Genomic DNA, 16,832 nt, shown 5'->3' with positions numbered 1-16,832 from the left:
GAAACACGGGGTTTCGCTCACTACCGGAGGTGATCACGATGCAGTACTTGGCTCTGTTGACCAGCCAGGAGCGGGACCGCACGCCCGACGAGCGTGCCGCGTTGATGGCGGAATTCGAAAGCTTCCAAGCCGGCGCCGCCACGGCACTTCGCGGTGGCGATGCGCTGACGCCGGCCGCGACCGCGGTGCGGATCACCGGCGGCCCGGACGCCCCGGTCGTTACCGACGGCCCGTTCGCCGAATCCGCCGAAGTAGCCTGCGGCTACTACGTTTTCGAAGCGGAGAACCTCGACGAGGCATTGACATTGGCTCGCGCCATTCCGGTCGCCAAGGTGGGGGCAATAGAGGTCCGGCCCCTCTATCACGCGTTCGACCCCGAGTGGTCGCGCACTGACGCCCAGTGGCTGGCGCTACTGCTGGAACCGGCGGCGTCTGTGTCGGTGCCGGGCACACCGGAGTGGCAGCAGGAGGCGGCGCGACACGGCGAATTCGCCGCGACTGCGGGGGATCACATTGTCGGCGGCGCCGCGCTGCATGAGCCTGCGACGGCGACGACGGTGCGGGTGCGCGACGGGCAGGTGCTACTGACGGACGGCCCGTATGTCGAGGGCGCGGAGATCGCCACCGGGTTCTACCTGCTGTCGGCCGCAGACCGTGACGAGGCCGTCAAACTGGCCGAGATGATCCCCGCATCGGCCGTGCAATTGCGTCAGTTGGCCGGCCTCTCCCACCTGTAGCGCGTGGCCGACCTGGACGGCGTCTTCCGGCAGGAATGGGGTCCGGCCGTGGCCGCGCTGGCCCGCTGGTCGGGTGACCTGACCGTGGCCGAAGACGCCGTCCAGGAAGCGTTCGCCGAGGCGCTACGGGTGTGGGGACGCGACGGCGTGCCAGATAACCCCGGTGCATGGGTGCTGACGGTGGCGCGCAACCGCGCCCGCGATCGGCTGCGGCGCGAATCCTCGCGCCCCGGAAAAGAATTGGCAGCGGTGGTGGAGGAGATCAGGGCGCGCACCGACCGGGTGGATGTCCACCCGGTGCACGACGACGAGTTACGGATGATGTTCACCTGCGCCCATCCCGCCCTCGACCGAACCTCGCAGTTGGCGCTGACACTGCGGCTGGTCTCCGGGCTGACCGTGGCGGAGATCGGCCGCGCGCTGCTGCAGACCGAGGCCGCAGTCGGTCAGCGAATCACCCGAGCCAAGAACAAGATCCGGAACGCCAACATCCCGCTGCGGGTGCCGCCCGCCGAGCTGCTGCCCGAACGCACCCCGCACGTGCTGGGCTGCGTCTACTCGGTGTTCACCGAAGGTTACTGGTCGACAGCAGGACCGTCGGCGATCCGTGACGAGCTGTGCGACGAGGGTGTCCGGCTCGCCGGCGAGCTGTGCAGCCTGATGCCCGATGAGCGGGAAGCGCACGCGTTGGCAGCCCTTGTGCTGCTGCATGATTCGCGGCGGTCGACTCGGGTGGACACCGCCGGGGCGCTGGTGCCGCTGGACGAACAGGACCGTCGCCGGTGGGACCGCGGTCGTATCGCCCGCGGCCTGGATCGGCTGCGGCTGGGGCAGGGATCGAGCGGGCCGTATTTGCCGCAGGCGGTGATCGCCGCCGTGCACGCGACGGCGCCCCGTTGGCAGGACACCGATTGGGCGACGATCTGCGCGGCCTATGACCGGTTGCTCGCCATCGCCGATTCGCCGGTAGCGCGGGCCAATCGCGCGCTAGCCGTGGGCTTTCGGGACGGCTACGCCGCCGGCTTAGCCGCGCTGGATGCTGTCCAGGACGATCCGCGACTGACCCGCGTGGTGGCCCCGATCCGCGCCGACCTGCTTCGCCGCGACGGGCGGCCCGCCGAGGCGCTGCGGTATTACCGTCAAGCGCTGGAGCTCACCGGCTCCGAGCCGGCACGGGCGTTTTTGCGCCGGCGGATCGCCGAATGCCTCTGACCGCGAGCAGACAGAGAATCGCATTACCCGAGCGGTTTTCGTGCGATTCTGCGTCTGCTCGCGCTTTCAGGACTCGGCGGCGAAGTTACGGGTGATCGACGGGTCGACCGGGATGCCGGGGCCGGTGGTCGTCGAGACCGTGATCTTCTTCAGGTAACGGCCCTTCGATGACGACGGCTTGTGCCGCAGCACCTCGTCGAGCGCCGCGCCGTAGTTCTCCGCCAGGTTCTTCTCGTCGAACGAGGCCTTGCCGATCACGAAGTGCAGGTTGGCCTGCTTGTCCACCCGGAAGTTGATCTTGCCGCCCTTGATGTCGTTCACGGCTTTGGTGATGTCGGGAGTGACGGTGCCGGTTTTGGGGTTGGGCATCAGACCACGCGGCCCGAGGATCCGCGCGATCCGACCGACCTTGGCCATCTGGTCTGGCGTGGCGATCGCGGCGTCGAAATCCAGGAACCCGCCCTGGATCTTCTCGATCAGGTCGTCGCTGCCGACCACGTCGGCGCCTGCGGCGGTCGCCTCATCGGCCTTGTCGCCGACCGCGAACACCGCGACCCGAGCGGTCTTGCCGGTGCCGTGTGGCAGGTTGACGGTGCCGCGGACCATCTGGTCGGCCTTGCGCGGGTCGACGCCGAGCCGGATGGCCACCTCGACGGTCGCGTCCTGCTTGGTCGACGACGTTTCCTTGGCGAGCTTGGCCGCCTCCAGCGGTGTGTGCAGCCGCGAACGGTCTACCTTCTCGGCGGCGGCGCGATATGCCTTGCTGTTCTTGCTCATTGGTTATCCATTCCTTGTTGTGGTTGAAAAGCGGGCCGGAGCTGGCCCTCCCACCGGCCGAATTATTCGACCGTGATGCCCATCGATCGGGCAGTGCCGGCGATGATCTTGGCGCCGGCCTCGATGTCGTTGGCGTTGAGGTCGGCCTTCTTGGTTTCGGCGATCTCGCGGACCTGGTCCCAGGTCACCTTGGCGACCTTGTTGGTGTGCGGCTCGGCCGAACCCTTGCCCACGCCGGCGGCCTTGAGCAGCAGCTTGGCGGCGGGCGGCGTCTTCAAAGCGAACGTGAAGCTGCGGTCCTCATAAACAGTGATCTCCACCGGAATGACATTGCCGCGCTGGTTTTCCGTCGCGGCGTTATACGCCTTGCAGAACTCCATGATGTTGACGCCGTGCTGGCCGAGCGCGGGGCCGACCGGCGGCGCGGGGTTGGCCTGGCCGGCTTCGATCTGCAGCTTGATCAGCCCGGCGACCTTCTTCTTCGGGGCCATGAGGTGTTGGTCTTCCTTTCCAGTTCAATTGCCCGGCTTCTCCTCGGGCCGTTGCACGGCCCGCATCGTCGCCGGGCGCGCTAGGCGCTAGATCTTCGAAACCTGGCCGAAGCCGAGTTCCACAGGTGTTTCGCGACCGAAGATGGACACCAGCACCTTGAGCTTCTGTTGTTCGGCGTTGACCTCGCTGATGGAGGCGGGCAGCGTGGCGAATGGCCCGTCCATCACCGTGACCGATTCGCCGACCTCGTAGTCGACCTCGATCACCGGTCGTTCCAGCCCGCCCTCGCTGGCCGCGGCGGCGGTGGCGGCCGCACCCTTGGCCGGCTTCTTCGCCGGCCCCTGCGGCAGCAAGAACTTCACCACGTCGTCCAGCGAAAGCGCGGACGGACGTGACGTCGCGCCGACGAACCCGGTGACGCCCGGGGTGTTGCGCACCGCGGACCACGAGTCGTCGGTCAAGTCCATGCGCACCAGGATGTAGCCCGGCAGCACCTTGCGGTTGACCTGCTTGCGCTGGCCGTTCTTGATTTCGGTGACCTCTTCGGTGGGCACTTCCACCTGGAAGATGTAGTCGCCGACGTCGAGGTTCTGCACGCGGGTCTCGAGGTTGGCTTTGACCTTGTTCTCGTAGCCGGCGTAGGAGTGGATGACATACCAGTCGCCGGGTTTGGTGCGCAGCTCGGACTTCAGTGCGACGGCCGGGTCGACCTCTTCGGCCGGCTCTTCGGGGGCGACGGCGTCGGGCGCCGCGTCCGGACCGGACTCGGCGGTGGCCTCCTGCACGGCCTCTTCGATGTCGACCGTCTCACCCACGGACTGGTCGCCGTCGGAGGTAGTCACGGTTCTCTCAGTTCCTCTCTATAACCCGCTGTGCGTCCGTCAGCCGAACACCAGCAGCACGAGCTTGGCCAGACCCAGATCGGCCAGGCCGATCAGCGCCACCATGAACACCAGGAAGGCCAGCACCACCGAGGTGTAGGTGATCATCTGCTTGCGGTTGGGCCAGATCACCTTGCGCAGTTCGGCGACAACCTGCTTCAGGTAGTTGTAGACGTACGCGAAGGGGTTGGGGGCTTGCGATTTCTTGGCCTTCGTGGCCTTCTTCTTCTTCTTGACTTCGGCGCCGAGCTCGACCGCTGACGACTCGACGTCGCCCGCCCGCTGGCGGGACCGCTTACCGCTGGGGCGCTGCGGTCGGGTCGCTACCGCCGTGCGGCCGTCGGCTGCGTCGGCACCGTCGCGCTCGTCGCTCACCGCATGCTCCTCTGTTTGCCTCTTCGGGTGGTCACCTTCCAGTGTCCACCATCGCTGAATCCGATGGTCCGGCTCCTCCCCGGACCGTTCCGGTCCGTATCGTCGCCGCACGTATTCAATCAGCAGGGGCGACAGGACTTGAACCTGCAACCTGCGGTTTTGGAGACCGCTGCTCTGCCAGTTGAGCTACGCCCCTATGCCGGTTGGCAGGCCAACCTGCGCGCACGGGGCTTCACATGAACGCGCGCCCTCCGCTTGGTCGACTACCGGAAAGCGCGCTTGTGATGGGAAAACCCCGAGGTCCGAGTGTACATCGACGCCGGTCTCAGGTACTAATCAAGCGGTTCGGACGATCTGGCCGGACTCCATGTCCCACTTGAGCTGGACCGAGTCGTTGCCCTCGTTACCCATCATCGTGGTGTAGGCCTCCAGCACGACCTCGCCGACGGCGTTGGTGCAGATGTTCCTGGTGACGACGATGTCGGCGCCGAACCGCTCGTTGACCGACTGAACCTCCATCTCAGCGTGCAGCACGTCGCCGGCCAGGATTGGCTTGTGGAAGATGAACTTCTGGTCGACGTGCAGCATGTTCATCGTCTCGTAGCCGGTATCGACGCTCCGCATGAAATCGGCCTGGACCAGCTGCGCGAAGATCGTGACGAACGTCAGGGGGGCGACGAGGGCGTCATACCCGAGTTCAGCGGCGGCTTTCTCGTCCAGGCAGGCCGGGTCGTCGGCCTTGATCGCCTTGGTGAACTCCCGGATCTTTTCTCTGCTTACTTCGTATGTGTCGGGATAGCGCCAGACCATCCCGCGGATGTCGGTTTTGATTGCCATGCTTACGCCAACGTCGCCGACGCGACGGCCCGGCCGAAAATCTTCTTGCCGCCGGTCGTAGCAGTAATCGCGACCGTCACCGACTTGCTGTCCTCGTCAACGGACTTGACCCGGCCGGTGAATACGATCTCGGCGCCTTTGCCGTCGTTGGGCACCGGCACCACCGCGGTGAACCGCACGTTGTACTCGGTCACCGCTCCCGGGTCGCCGACCCAGGAGGTGACATAGCCGCCGCCGAGGCCCATGGTCAGCATGCCGTGCGCAATCGCGGTGTCCAGACCGACCATCTTGGCAGTCTCGTCGTCCCAGTGGATCGGGTTCAAGTCGCCCGAGACACCCGCATAGTTCACCAGATCCTGCCGGGTCAGGGGGTAAACCTTCTCCGGTAGCTGGTCACCCACCGTCACCGAGCTGAACTCACGCCGCGCCATCGCTGAAACCCTCTTCTCCCTCTTCACCGGCACGACCCGCCAAGGTCGTGTAGGTCTCCTGTACTACCTCGCCCGCTTCGTTGGTCACGATGTTTTTCGTGACGATGATGTCGGTACCGTGCGCCTGCCGCACCGAGTCCACGTAGACGTCGCAATAGAGCTTGTCGCCCGCTTGGATCGGCTTCAGATACTTCAGTACCTGGTCGACCTGGACGATCTGCTCATCGTTGATCGAAATGTTGGCGTCAGCGAAAAACGCCGTTTGGGCCTTATAGCCGAACACCGACATAAATGTCAGCGGTGACAGCAGCCCGTCGTAGCCCAGCTCGGCGGCGGCGTTCTCCTCGAAGTAGGCCGGGTCGTCGTTCTTGACGGCGACGGCGTACTCGCGAATCTTCTCCCGCTCGACCATGTAATGGTCGGGGTACCGATAATGCCTACCAACGACATCTTTGCCCAACGACACGGCTGTCTACCTAGCGCGTCTCGCGGTGTGCCTGATGCTTGCCGCAATTGGGGCAGAACTTCTTCAGTTCGAGCCGATCGGGGTCGTTGCGACGATTCTTCTTGGTGATGTAGTTGCGGTGCTTGCACACCTCGCACGCCAAAGTGATCTTCGGCCGTACGTCGGTACTGGAGGCCACGTCCGCTTCTCTTTCTCATGTCTTGTTGTTGTTTTGTAGCGATGGCCGGACTCGAACCGGCGACCTAACGATTATGAGTCGTTCGCTCTAACCGACTGAGCTACATCGCCTCGGTACGCGCCGCCTGCCTGCTCGGCGTCCGCCGAGCCCCCTAACGGAATCGAACCGTTGACCTTTTCCTTACCATGGAAACGCTCTGCCGACTGAGCTAAGGGGGCCTTGCCCGAAGCGACCATTCGGGTCGGCCTCCGGCCTAAAAGAGGGTACAGCCTGGGCCGCAGGCCGACCAAACCCGCCCGGCGGCGATACGGGGCGCGCACAAGCCCCGAAAGGACCCCGACCACCAAGCCCGGTCAAGTCAGAGCGACTCGCCGGCGCGGTGCAGCCGCAGCGCATTCAGGTTGCCGAATTCGTCGACCTCGTCGTTGGCTAGCGAAGATTCGGAGGCGTTGGCACCTGCGACCAGATGGCGAAACCATGAGCCATGAAAATCCTGGCAAACATTCAGGCAGGCCCGCCGAGGCGCGGCGGGCCGCGCCGTAGGCTGGACGGGTGGCTGACACGGACCGGCTGTATTTCCGCCAACTGCTCTCCGGGCGCGACTTCGCCGCCGGCGACATGTTCGCAACGCAGATGCGCAACTTCGCCTATCTGATCGGCGATCGTCAAAGCGGCGATGCGGTCGTCGTCGACCCGGCCTACGCCGCCGGGGATCTGCTCGACGCGCTCGATGCCGACGGCATGCGGCTGTCGGGGGTGCTGGTCACCCACCACCACCCCGACCATGTCGGCGGCTCGATGATGGGTTTCGAACTCAAGGGCCTCGCCGGGTTGCTGGAGCGCACCAGCGTCCCCGTACACGTGAATACTCATGAGGCGCAGTGGGTTTCGCGCGTCACCGGGATCAGCATGGCGGATCTAACCGCGCATGAGCATGGTGATGTGGTCAGCGTGGGCGATATCGACATCGAGTTGCTGCACACGCCCGGCCACACGCCGGGCAGCCAGTGCTTCCTGCTCGACGGCCGGCTGGTCGCCGGGGACACGCTGTTTCTGGAGGGCTGCGGGCGCACCGACTTCCCCGGCGGCGACTCCGACGAGATGTATCGCAGCCTGCGGCAGCTCGCCGGGCTCGCCGGTGACCCGACGGTGTTTCCCGGGCACTGGTATTCGGCCGACCCGAGTGCGTCGCTCTCGGAGGTCAAGCGTTCCAACTACGTGTACCGCCCGGCCAATCTCGACCAGTGGCGAATGATGATGGGCGGCTGAGCGCACTCTAAGATCGCATCAGCGATTTTTCGGTCCCCGATCAACGGTGGCATACGCGGAGGTCTTCGATGGGCTGGTTCCATGCCCGCTGGCATGAGGTGACCGAGGCAGGCTCCCACACCTGGGTGGCATTGGGCAGCTGGGCGGTGCTGGCGGTCGGTGTGTTCGCGCTGCTGTGGGCCAACCGGCAGGTGCGGCGCAATCATGAGGTGACGATCGAGCAGACCCGCCCCCACATCGGCATGTCGATGGAGCCGCACGGCGCCGACTGGCACGTGATCGAACTCGTCGTCCGCAACTTCGGCAAGACCGCGGCCTACAACATCCGCTTCTCGTTTCCGCGCCCGCCCACCGTCGCCGCCTACGAGAACACCGCAGACGGTTATACCGACGTCGTCGAGATGAAGCTGCCCGAGGAGTTGGCGACGCTGGCGCCGAACCAGGAATGGCGGGTGGTGTGGGACTCGGTGCTCAACCGGACCAAGCTCGGCGACGACATCGAGCCGCGGTTCGCCGGCACGGTGACCTACTACGGCCGCCCCGAGGAGCGGCCGGCCTGGAAGTTCTGGCAGCGCAAGCGGCGTCCGTTCGAGACCAAGGTGGTACTCGACTGGGATGCTTTGCCACCGGTGCGGCGGGTCGAGCTGATGACGACGCACGACCTGGCCAGCCGGGAAAAGGAGAAGCTGGAACTGCTGCGCGGACTGTTGACGTACTTCCACTACGCCAGCACCGAACCTCGCTCCGACGTGTTCCGCAGCGAGATCGAACGCATCAACCGCGCCGCGGAGGAAACCCGGGACCGGTGGCGGGCCCGCCAACTCGACGATCCGACCGACGTGCATCTGCGGTGGGACCGGGCCAAAGCGGAGGCCGGTAAGCACCGGAGCTAACGGGCGACGTGATTGAATCGACTCCCATGAGCGGCCCAGTCAGCTATCGCCACGACGAGTCCATCGCGATCATCACGATGGACGACGGCAAGGTCAACGCGCTGGGGCCTGGCATGCAGCAGGCCCTGCAGGAGGCGCTCGACAACGCCGACCGCGACGACGTCGGCGCGGTGGTCATCACCGGCAACGACCGGGTGTTCAGCGGCGGCTTCGATCTGAAAGTCCTGACGTCGGGCGAGGCGCAGCCCGCGATCGACATGCTCAAAGGCGGCTTCGAGTTGTCGCATCGGCTGTTGTCCTATCCCAAGCCGGTGGTGATGGCTTGCACCGGCCACGCCATCGCGATGGGCGCGTTCCTGTTGTCCAGTGGTGATCATCGAGTAGCCGCCCCCGCGTACAACATTCAGGCCAACGAAGTCGCGATCGGGATGACGATTCCGTATGCGGCGTTGGAGATCATGAAGCTGCGCCTGACGCCATCGGCCTACCAGCAGGCCGCCGGGCTGGCCAAGACGTTCTTCGGCGAAACCGCTGTCGCGGCGGGCTTTATCGACGAGATCGTCCTGCCCGAGGTGGTGCGGGAGCGTGCCGTCGAGGCCGCCCGGGAGTTCGCCACGTTGCATCAGAAAGCGCATGCCGCGACGAAGTTGCGGACCCGTGCCGAGGCTTTGGACCGCATCCGCGGTGGAATCGATGGAATGGCAGCCGAGTTCGGGCTATAGCTCTAGACCCCTTGGTATCGCCGGAAGCGCTCGAGGTACGCCGGAAAGTCCCAGGTCGACAGGAACTCGTGCGCGGCCGCGTAGCCCCGGTCGTGCTGCTGTTCGAGGCGGCCTCGCGAGATACCGAAGTCCAGAGCGCTCACCTCGGTTGAGACCACCCGGATGGCGCGGGCACTGACCCACGGCTCGTTCAGATGGGTTTGGTCGTGACCGATCAGCATGGTGGTGATCAGATGTTCCAGCAGCGACGGCGGTCCCATCAGGCGCCGCAGCGGTCTGAGTGCGGGGATCGCACTCTCGATGCCCTCGAACAGCTTGGGAATCACCGTGATTCCGAAGGTCGGCCAGCGCGGCCGTTTGGCGTCGGGCCGGTCCAACGAATCGATCGGGAAGGTCGACAGCAGGCCGCCGTCGACCAGCGTGGACGTCAGGCCGGTAGCGCTGGTCAAGGCGACCGGACGGAAGAAGAACGGGATTGCCATCGAGGCGCGGACCGCGTCGGCGACTGGTTGTTCGTCCGGATCCAGCCCGTAGACCCGCTTGTAGTCCCAGGGCAATCGCACCAGCTGGCCGGTCGTCAGATCGGCGACCGTAACCACGGCCCGATAGCGCCGCTCCTCGAGCAGATTGTCATCGTCGATGGCAAGATCGCCAAACGTGCTGACACCCAGGTTCTTCAGCTCGCCGCGGATCCAGTCGTGGGCGAAGTCGCCGCGGTACAGGCCGGTGTCCCGCACCAGGCCCCACGCCGGCCCGAGAAACGGGATCGGCGCCGCGTCACGCCATTTGCGCAGCGGCACAGATAATCCCAGCTCTTTGACTTCCGCGCTGGTCAGCTGATCATCTTTGGACGCGGCCGCGATGATCGCGGCGACCACCGAACCGCCGGATACGCCGGACGCTCGGGGGAACGAATATCCGGCGTCCATCAGCGCGACGATCGCGCCCACCAGGCCGATGAATTTCACACCCCCGCCGGAGAGGATGAGATCTGCCATTTTCGCGTCGTCAGCCATGAAATTCCTTTATCGCCGGAAGCGTTCGCGGTATTCGGCCCAGTTCCAGGTGGACAGGAATGCCGCTGCCGCGTCGTAGCCGCGTTGGTAAAGCTCTTCTTTCTGGGTGTCGGAAATGTCGAAGTCGAGGAAGCCGACGTCGGTCGAGTCCACGCGGATGGCGCGTGCGCTGACCCACGGTTGGTTGAGGTAGGCCTGATCGCGGCCGACGATCATCGTGGTGATCAGGCTTTCCAGTAAGGTCGGTCCGCCGCCGAGCCAATGCAGCGGCGCCAACGCGGGAATCACCTTGGCGTTGTCCTGGGGCAGGTTGGGCAGCAGGGTGATGCCGAAGGTGGGCCAACGTGGCGGCTTGCCGTCCGGCCGGTCGAACGAGTCGATCGGGAAGTTCGACAGCACTCCCCCGTCGACGAGCGTCGATGTCACGCCCTCGGCGCTGGTGAGTTTGACGGTGTGGAAGAAGAACGGGATCGACATCGAGGCGCGGACCGCATCGGCGACCGATTGTTCGTCGGGATCAAGCCCGTAGAGCCGGCGATAATCCCAGGGCAGCCGCACCAACTGGCCGGTGGTGACGTCGGCGACGGTGACCACCAACCGGTAGCGGCGCTCTGGCGGCAAGGTGTCGTCGTCGAGAGCAAGATCACCGAAAGTGTTAACGCCCAAGCTCTTCAGCTGTCCGCGGATCCAGTCGTGGGCGAAATCGCCCTTGTAGATCCCTTCTTCGCTGATCAGACCCCAGGCCGGGCCGAGCACCGGGATCTTTTCGATAGGTCCCGGATCCAGGAACTTGGGGTAGGGCAACGTCATCGCCAGGTTCTTGACGTCAGCGGGAGTCAGTTGATCGGCGCCGGCGGCCAGGATCGCACCGACGACCGAGCCTGCCGACGTGCCCGACACCCGCGGCACCTGGTAACCGGCATCCATCAGCGCGACGATGGCCCCGGCCAGCCCGATACCCTTGACACCGCCACCGGACAGGACCAGGTCCGCCTTGTGCTTGTCGGTCATCGACCCTCGCCCGAAACCCAGTCGTAGGGAAGGAATTTCCCGTCGAAAATCACCACCACACGATCACCCGACGCGTGCGGCTTCTTCTGCACGTCGACGCTGAAGTTGATCGCACTCATGATCCCGTCGCCGAACTGCTCGTGGATCAGTTCTTTGATCGCCGGCCCGTAGACCTGCAGGGCTTCGTAGAACCGGTAGATGGTCGGGTCGGTGGGCACCGCCGTCGGCAACCCGCCGCGCATCGGCGGCGCAGCCAGCACCGCGACCGCCGATTCGTCCAGGCCCAGCATCTCAACGAGAACCTTGCCCAACTCGATGGGAATCGGCTGCTGGCCCAGTAACGCCGAGGTGGTCCATGCCACTGGCCGGTCGATGGCGTCGGCCAACTCCTGCCAGGTCAACCCCTTCTCCAGGCGGGCGACGACGATCTGCTCAGTGATCTCGTTTCTGGTCATGTCCCCCAGCATGCCCCCAGACCGCCGGCTCCGACCTTTTGGGCGCGATCGCCACCGACCCGGCTCATCATCTACTATCTACGTACGTAGGTAGTACGGGTAGCATTCGACCGGAGGGAATCGCGATGTCACGTCGCCTGATCGTCATGTTGGGCGCCGCCATGCTCGTCGTGGGCGCGTGCGGTTCCAAGCCCGCTTCCGGCGAAACCCATGGCGTGCCGGATCAGCTGCAGTTCAGCGCGACCACCCTCGACGGTCGGCAGTTCTCCGGCGAAACCCTGCTGGGTAAGTCCGCGGTGCTGTGGTTCTGGGCGCCCTGGTGTCCCAACTGTCAGCGCGAGGCGCCGACGGTAGCCAAGGTCGCCGCGGCGAATCCGACGGTGACGTTCGTCGGAGTGGCCGCGCGCGCCGAAGAATCCGCCATGCGGGAGTTCGTCGAGAAATACCACGTCGACGGGTTCACCCAACTGGCCGATACCAATTCGGCGGTGTGGACCAAATTCGGTGTGACGCAACAACCCGCGTACGCGTTCGTCCAGCCGGACGGCAGCGTCGACGTCGTCAAGGGCACGATGCCCGAATCTCAGCTGTCCGAGCGAGTCAGCGCGCTGAGCAAGCGATGATCGATACCGCGGCGCTGGGTTTCGCGTTGGCCGCCGGACTGGTGGCGGCCCTCAACCCGTGCGGATTCGCCTTTCTGCCCGGCTATTTGGGCTTGGTCATCGCCGGCAGCCAGGAGACCTCACGCTCGGCGGCGCTGGCCCGAGCCGGGCTGGCCACCGTGGCGATGTCTGCCGGATTTCTGACGGTATTCGGGGTGTTCGGCCTGGCGATCTCGCCGGTGATCGCCTCGGCGGAAAAGTATCTGCCGTTTGGCACTGTGGTGATCGGCGTGTTGCTGATCGGCATTGCGGTTTGGTTGCTGGCCGGCAAAGACATCAGCGTGGTGTTGCCCAAGCTGGCGGGCGGTGCGCCGACGGCCCGGTTGGGCTCGATGTACGGCTACGGCCTCGGCTACGCCGTCGCCTCGCTATCCTGCACTGTCGCACCGTTTCTCGCGGTCATCAGCACCACATTCAAACAGGGCTCGATACTCTCCGGGGTGCTGGCCTTCGTCGCATACGCGGCCGGGATGACCATCACGGTCGGGGTTGCCGCGCTGACGGTGGCGCTGGCCGGCTCGTCGGCCACCGCGGCGTTCCGCCGCGTGCTGCCGTACGTGAATCGCATTGTCGGCGTGATCGTGTTGCTGACGGGTCTGTATGTCGCCTACTACGGCTATTACGAAATCCGGTTGTACTTCACCGACGCCGGCCCGGACGACCCGATCATCAACACCGCCGCCGGTGTGCAGTCCTGGCTGGCCCACCAGGTCGAAGCGCTGGGCGTGTGGCCGTTGTTGGGTGTGGGCGCCGCGCTGGTTGCCGCCGGGATCGCGGTGACCGTCTGGCGCAAACGGCGGCGTGAACCCGTCACAGATGGCAGGTGAGCAGCACCGTCATCGGCGCAGCGGCCCACAGGCCGATGACCGACGTCAGGACCAGCCGGTCGCGGCAACGGATGCGGCCAGGCGCCGGGAGCGCCAGGCGTTCCGCGCGGGCCACCACCGCCGAAGCGGCGGCGCCGAGCGCAGCTGACGCCACCGGCGGCTGGCCCACCAGTGCCAGCAGTCCGCCCAGCAGCGGCAGTGCGCCATGCCGGCGAACCGCGATGTCGTCGGCGCACATCTCCAGCAGCCCCGCCACACCGTCTGCGGCGGCGGGAAACAGCGGAAGCCGCGGCAGGGCGGCGGCCAGCGCCCGCAACAGCATCAGCACGTCGTGGTGCCTGCCGGTCAGGTGGGCGGCTTCGTGGGCAAGGACGGCCGCGAGTTGCGGCTCGTCGAGCCGGTCGCGGGCAGCGGTGGTGACGACGACGGCGGGCGGGCGGCCGGCCACACAGTAGGCCGCGGCTTCCTCGCCCGGGACGACGACCACGCCCGGCAGGTCGGTGCTCCGGCCGATCATCCGCGCGGTCAGCGCGTGTCGACGGCTGCGCGACCGCATCCGTCGCAGCCGGCGCACCACGTTGCGGGCGACGACCGGCGTGACGACCAGGCCTGCGATGAGCAGACCCAACGCCAACGCCGAGCCGATCGGCTGCGGCACCCCGATATGACCGGCGAAGCCAAGTACTTTGAGACACAACATCAATGCCGAGTTGTGCCACATGCTGGCGACCGCGTCGACGAGCAGGACGCCCAATGCGGCGAACCACGCCGCGACCGCGCCGACCACCGCCGTCAGCCACGCCGCCACGCCGAGACGGGGGTGAATACCGCCAGCGGTCACCCGTCGCAGCAGCGGCGGCCCCAGCCAGGTCAACGCGGCCGCATACAGCAAGATCACCGCGGTCGCGTTCATTGCCGGCCTTCGTCGATGAGGCGACGCAGCGCGGCGCGCACCCGCGTCGACTCCTTCTCATCCATCTGGTTGATGAAAGCCGCCAGCACCAGGTCGGAATCGCCGCCGGTGTCGAACGCGTCGCGCATCAGTGCCGCCGAGTGTTCCTCGCGGGTCATCGTCGGCCAGTAGCGGAAAGCCTTGCCCGCGCGTTCCCGCTGCAGCCAGCCTTTGCGGTGCAGGTTGTCCATGGTCGACATCACGGTGGTGTAGGCGATCTCGCGGTCGCGCGCCAGGTCATCGAAGATCTCGCGGACCGTGCTCTGCTGGCCGCGATTCCACACCCGGTCCATGACCGCGGCCTCGAGCTCACCGAATCGCCGAACGCGCATGGTGCCTATGGTATCGAGACTGGCTTGGTCGCCGTCACCAAGCGCGTGGACACCCACGGTCCGCCGTACCACATCCGCCATCCCACGTTGCGGTGCTGCACCTCCTGCCAGCCCAGGTCGCGGAGCTGCGCGGCGTGGTGGCGGGTTTCCCAGAGGTCGGCGATCGCGAGACGGCCGCCGGGCCGCAGCACCCGTGTCGCCTCACGCAGCGCCTGTCGCCGGCCATCGCGGGTGGGGATGTTGTGAATCGCCAGGCTGCTTACGATCACGTCGAAACTGTTGTCGTCGAACGGCAATGCGGTCATGTCGGCGGTGCGCACTTCGATGCGGTCGCTGACGTTCTCCAGGTCGGCGTTTTTCAGCGTGGCCGACGGCGAGTTGTCGGTCTGGTCGGCGCGCCACAGGTCGATACCGATCGCCCGGCCGCGGGGCAGCCGCTTGGCGGTGGCCAGTAACACCGCGCCGCGGCCACAGCCCATGTCCAGCACCGTCTCGTCGCCGCGCAGCCGCAAGCCGTCCAGGATCCGGTCCCAGGCTTCGAATTTGCCGGCCCGGGTGACGTAGAGATAAAGCGCTGCGTTGGCGATGATTCCGGCACCGCCCGTCGCGGCCAACGCTGCCGTCAGCCGCTTACCGCGCCGCCAGTTGATCGCAGCCCATCCCAGTAGCGCTGCGGCCTGCACGCCGACGCCGATCGCCTGTCCGCGCGCCGATACCGTCTTGAACGATCCGTCGATGCCGTAGTCGCCCTTGTGCTGGTGCATCGCACTCAGCCTATAGGCCGAGTTACGTGATGCCGGCCAGGCAGTAGGTCCGTGGTGGAGATGGATAGGTCCGCGCGGGCAGGTAACCGTCCGACGAACAGGCTTGAGCGTTGTCGGTTTCGAGTCGGCTGCTTACCTTGATCGTCGTCGGTCCGCGGTCAGCGCAATTGCTCAAGTCCCAGACGCCGACCGCTGTCCCGAGGCGGTAGCAGTGGCCCGCGACCAGGTTGGGCACCAGGCACAATTTGGCGGTAGCTGTGTCGGCGATGGGTGGGCGGAACCGGTCGTATCCGTTGGCAGCGCAGTCGCCTGCCCGGTCGGCCAACTTGGCCACGGTGAAACTGGGGTCGGTATCGCAGCCGGTGCGGGTGGTGTGCAACTCGCCGCCGGACGTCGGCTCCACCACCACGCAGTCACCGACGCGGTAGCCGTGCGCTTGATGGCTGCTGACTATCGGGATCATCGCCCCGACAGCAACGCCGACGAGCACCCCGAGCCCCGCAACGACCAGCCATCGCCATCGGCGTGGCGCCGGCGGGCGCGGGCCGATAGCCGGCATTCCGTAGCCAGGTTGCGGTCCCCCGAAAGTCATCGTGCGAGGGTAGCGGCTCCGCGCCGCCAGTTAGCCAGGATTTAGAAGTCCCTCATACACCGTTCAAGATTCACCAGCGTCCGTGGTGGACAACCTCAGAAATCGGCCGCCGGTTCGGTTTGCGGATCGGCCGAAGCGTGCGATCGGCGGGATAGCCGATGCCCAGCAAGTAGGCCACCAGGTGATCGTCGGGCACCCCGAGGATGGCGCGTGCCCTGTCCTGCTCCCCGACCGACGAATGGCCGGTGCCAATGCCCAGGTCGGTGGCCGCGATCATCATCGCCATCGTGGCCTGACCCACGTCGTACTGATCGGTCACCGTGCGGCGGTCGTTCGGCGGAACCGGTATCACCAACGCAATGGCCGCCGCGGCCGAGGCGATATGACCGGCGCCCTGCCACACCGTGGAAAGGTCCTGCAGCTGAGCCCGATCGGTGACGACGACGAAGTCCCACGGCTGGCGGTTCTTCGCCGACGGCGCCCGCCAACCGGCCTCGGCGATCCGGTTCAGGTCGTCGTCGGACACCGGCTGCTGTGTGTACTGCCGCACATTGCGCCGAGCGCAGATCGCGTCCCAGGCTTCCATGTTGAGCCTTTCTGGTCGGTTACGACTGATGCAAAACCTTCAGCGCGACGACGTACACCATCCCCAGCCCGAGGGCGCCAACCAATGGCCAGCCAACCTTGCCGCGGGCAGTGCAGACGGCCATGGCGACGGCGGTCAGCCCCAACACCACCGCCACCCCGATCCACATCGTGAGCATGGCCGGCCACACGTGATAGCTGGCGTCGCACGCCGAGTCATAACAGGCATCGGTGGCCATGCCGAAAAAGGCTGCAAAGAATGCCTCGAAGAGGCCGACCACAAATAGCGCCAAGTAGAGCAGATAGCCGGCGATGGTCCAACCAGCCAAAGGTGCTTTCTTTGGGGCGGCGGGCACACGACCAGCA

At 66.0% G+C, this 16,832-nt stretch carries 24 protein-coding genes and 3 tRNA genes; 7 read left to right on the top strand and 20 right to left on the bottom strand.

All coding sequences use genetic code 11. The annotated features are described in order from the left end of the window. The first annotated feature begins 38 nt into the window (after positions 1-38). Positions 39-737, top strand: a complete 699-nt coding sequence (locus AC5Y42_RS02795) for a YciI family protein (protein ID WP_499895578.1) — start codon at positions 39-41, stop codon at positions 735-737. Positions 738-740: 3 nt separating this feature from the next. Beyond that, positions 741-1,949 carry an RNA polymerase sigma factor gene (locus AC5Y42_RS02790; protein WP_499895576.1) on the top strand — a complete coding sequence of 403 codons (1,209 nt, stop codon included), beginning with the start codon at positions 741-743 and terminating at the stop codon, positions 1,947-1,949. 66 nt (positions 1,950-2,015) lie between these two features. On the opposite strand, the gene rplA is transcribed toward AC5Y42_RS02790, so the two are convergent. The 11 genes from rplA to AC5Y42_RS02735 all read right to left on the bottom strand — a co-directional run bounded on the left by rplA (position 2,016) and on the right by AC5Y42_RS02735 (position 6,604). Continuing rightward, the gene (gene rplA, locus AC5Y42_RS02785; RefSeq protein ID WP_499895575.1) at positions 2,016-2,726 is read right to left on the bottom strand and encodes a 50S ribosomal protein L1; all 711 of its coding nucleotides are present in this window, start codon (positions 2,724-2,726) and stop codon (positions 2,016-2,018) included. A gap of 62 nt (positions 2,727-2,788) precedes the next feature. Then, complete coding sequence (gene rplK, locus AC5Y42_RS02780) at positions 2,789-3,217, bottom strand: 50S ribosomal protein L11 (RefSeq protein ID WP_499895573.1); 429 nt, start codon at positions 3,215-3,217, stop codon at positions 2,789-2,791. A gap of 87 nt (positions 3,218-3,304) precedes the next feature. Then, the gene (gene nusG, locus AC5Y42_RS02775; RefSeq protein ID WP_499895572.1) at positions 3,305-4,060 is read right to left on the bottom strand and encodes a transcription termination/antitermination protein NusG; all 756 of its coding nucleotides are present in this window, start codon (positions 4,058-4,060) and stop codon (positions 3,305-3,307) included. A 39-nt stretch (positions 4,061-4,099) separates the two neighbouring features. Beyond that, entirely contained in the window at positions 4,100-4,474 is a 375-nt protein-coding gene (secE, locus tag AC5Y42_RS02770) for a preprotein translocase subunit SecE (RefSeq protein WP_499895571.1), read from the bottom strand. A gap of 123 nt (positions 4,475-4,597) precedes the next feature. Next, positions 4,598-4,670, bottom strand: a tRNA-Trp gene (locus tag AC5Y42_RS02765). Between the two features lie 140 nt (positions 4,671-4,810). Further along, positions 4,811-5,311, bottom strand: coding sequence for a (3R)-hydroxyacyl-ACP dehydratase subunit HadC (hadC, locus tag AC5Y42_RS02760; protein ID WP_499888442.1), 501 nt, complete (start codon positions 5,309-5,311; stop codon positions 4,811-4,813). A gap of 2 nt (positions 5,312-5,313) precedes the next feature. Then, positions 5,314-5,742, bottom strand: coding sequence for a (3R)-hydroxyacyl-ACP dehydratase subunit HadB (hadB, locus tag AC5Y42_RS02755; protein WP_499895569.1), 429 nt, complete (start codon positions 5,740-5,742; stop codon positions 5,314-5,316). Next, positions 5,729-6,208: a (3R)-hydroxyacyl-ACP dehydratase subunit HadA gene (gene hadA, locus AC5Y42_RS02750; protein ID WP_499895567.1), complete on the bottom strand. Its 480-nt coding sequence runs from the start codon at positions 6,206-6,208 to the stop codon at positions 5,729-5,731. The genes hadB and hadA overlap by 14 nt, the downstream gene beginning before the upstream one ends. Positions 6,209-6,218: 10 nt before the next feature. Beyond that, on the bottom strand, positions 6,219-6,386 hold the full coding sequence (gene rpmG, locus AC5Y42_RS02745) for a 50S ribosomal protein L33 (protein ID WP_003898538.1): 168 nt from the start codon (positions 6,384-6,386) through the stop codon (positions 6,219-6,221). Between the two features lie 36 nt (positions 6,387-6,422). Continuing rightward, positions 6,423-6,496, bottom strand: a tRNA-Met gene (locus AC5Y42_RS02740). A gap of 35 nt (positions 6,497-6,531) precedes the next feature. Continuing rightward, positions 6,532-6,604 (bottom strand) — tRNA-Thr (locus AC5Y42_RS02735). 400 nt (positions 6,605-7,004) lie between these two features. On the opposite strand from AC5Y42_RS02735, the gene AC5Y42_RS02730 reads away from it, so the two are divergent. The 3 genes from AC5Y42_RS02730 (at position 7,005) to AC5Y42_RS02720 (ending at position 9,270) form a co-directional block, all read left to right on the top strand. Then, on the top strand, positions 7,005-7,655 hold the full coding sequence (locus tag AC5Y42_RS02730) for an MBL fold metallo-hydrolase (protein WP_499895853.1): 651 nt from the start codon (positions 7,005-7,007) through the stop codon (positions 7,653-7,655). Positions 7,656-7,723: 68 nt separating this feature from the next. Next, positions 7,724-8,548 (top strand): DUF8453 domain-containing protein, encoded by an 825-nt coding sequence (locus AC5Y42_RS02725; RefSeq protein ID WP_499895565.1) that lies wholly within the window; start codon positions 7,724-7,726, stop codon positions 8,546-8,548. 26 nt (positions 8,549-8,574) lie between these two features. Then, entirely contained in the window at positions 8,575-9,270 is a 696-nt protein-coding gene (locus tag AC5Y42_RS02720) for a crotonase/enoyl-CoA hydratase family protein (protein WP_499895563.1), read from the top strand. A 2-nt stretch (positions 9,271-9,272) separates the two neighbouring features. Here AC5Y42_RS02720 and AC5Y42_RS02715 read toward each other — a convergent pair whose 3' ends face one another. The 3 genes from AC5Y42_RS02715 to cynS are packed head-to-tail and all read right to left on the bottom strand — an operon-like array spanning position 9,273 to position 11,752. Further along, on the bottom strand, positions 9,273-10,286 hold the full coding sequence (locus tag AC5Y42_RS02715) for a patatin-like phospholipase family protein (protein WP_499895561.1): 1,014 nt from the start codon (positions 10,284-10,286) through the stop codon (positions 9,273-9,275). 9 nt (positions 10,287-10,295) lie between these two features. Then, positions 10,296-11,297, bottom strand: coding sequence for a patatin-like phospholipase family protein (locus AC5Y42_RS02710; RefSeq protein ID WP_499895560.1), 1,002 nt, complete (start codon positions 11,295-11,297; stop codon positions 10,296-10,298). Next, on the bottom strand, positions 11,294-11,752 hold the full coding sequence (gene cynS, locus AC5Y42_RS02705; RefSeq protein ID WP_499895559.1) for a cyanase: 459 nt from the start codon (positions 11,750-11,752) through the stop codon (positions 11,294-11,296). Before cynS ends, AC5Y42_RS02710 begins: the two co-directional genes overlap by 4 nt. Before the next feature lie 125 nt (positions 11,753-11,877). Here cynS and AC5Y42_RS02700 point away from each other — a divergent pair, with 125 nt between their 5' ends. Both AC5Y42_RS02700 and AC5Y42_RS02695 read left to right on the top strand, forming a co-directional pair. Beyond that, positions 11,878-12,375, top strand: a complete 498-nt coding sequence (locus tag AC5Y42_RS02700; RefSeq protein WP_499895557.1) for a protein disulfide oxidoreductase — start codon at positions 11,878-11,880, stop codon at positions 12,373-12,375. Beyond that, positions 12,372-13,241, top strand: coding sequence for a cytochrome c biogenesis CcdA family protein (locus AC5Y42_RS02695; RefSeq protein ID WP_499895556.1), 870 nt, complete (start codon positions 12,372-12,374; stop codon positions 13,239-13,241). Before AC5Y42_RS02700 ends, AC5Y42_RS02695 begins: the two co-directional genes overlap by 4 nt. Here AC5Y42_RS02695 and AC5Y42_RS02690 read toward each other — a convergent pair. The 6 genes from AC5Y42_RS02690 to AC5Y42_RS02665 all read right to left on the bottom strand — a co-directional run bounded on the left by AC5Y42_RS02690 (position 13,225) and on the right by AC5Y42_RS02665 (position 16,795). Further along, positions 13,225-14,154, bottom strand: a complete 930-nt coding sequence (locus AC5Y42_RS02690) for a M56 family metallopeptidase (RefSeq protein ID WP_499895555.1) — start codon at positions 14,152-14,154, stop codon at positions 13,225-13,227. The two genes, AC5Y42_RS02695 and AC5Y42_RS02690, sit on opposite strands and share 17 nt — an antisense overlap. Beyond that, positions 14,151-14,525, bottom strand: a complete 375-nt coding sequence (locus AC5Y42_RS02685) for a BlaI/MecI/CopY family transcriptional regulator (RefSeq protein ID WP_499895553.1) — start codon at positions 14,523-14,525, stop codon at positions 14,151-14,153. The genes AC5Y42_RS02690 and AC5Y42_RS02685 overlap by 4 nt, the downstream gene beginning before the upstream one ends. A 5-nt stretch (positions 14,526-14,530) precedes the next feature. After that, complete coding sequence (locus AC5Y42_RS02680) at positions 14,531-15,289, bottom strand: class I SAM-dependent methyltransferase (protein WP_499895552.1); 759 nt, start codon at positions 15,287-15,289, stop codon at positions 14,531-14,533. A 22-nt stretch (positions 15,290-15,311) separates the two neighbouring features. After that, positions 15,312-15,881 (bottom strand): hypothetical protein, encoded by a 570-nt coding sequence (locus tag AC5Y42_RS02675; RefSeq protein ID WP_499895551.1) that lies wholly within the window; start codon positions 15,879-15,881, stop codon positions 15,312-15,314. A gap of 70 nt (positions 15,882-15,951) precedes the next feature. Further along, complete coding sequence (locus tag AC5Y42_RS02670) at positions 15,952-16,467, bottom strand: nitroreductase family protein (RefSeq protein ID WP_499895550.1); 516 nt, start codon at positions 16,465-16,467, stop codon at positions 15,952-15,954. Between the two features lie 19 nt (positions 16,468-16,486). After that, complete coding sequence (locus AC5Y42_RS02665; RefSeq protein ID WP_499895549.1) at positions 16,487-16,795, bottom strand: hypothetical protein; 309 nt, start codon at positions 16,793-16,795, stop codon at positions 16,487-16,489. Positions 16,796-16,832: the final 37 nt, after the last annotated feature.

Source organism: Mycobacterium sp. NGS48 (assembly GCF_059812585.1).
This window is presented reverse-complemented; position numbering and strand designations above follow the sequence as displayed.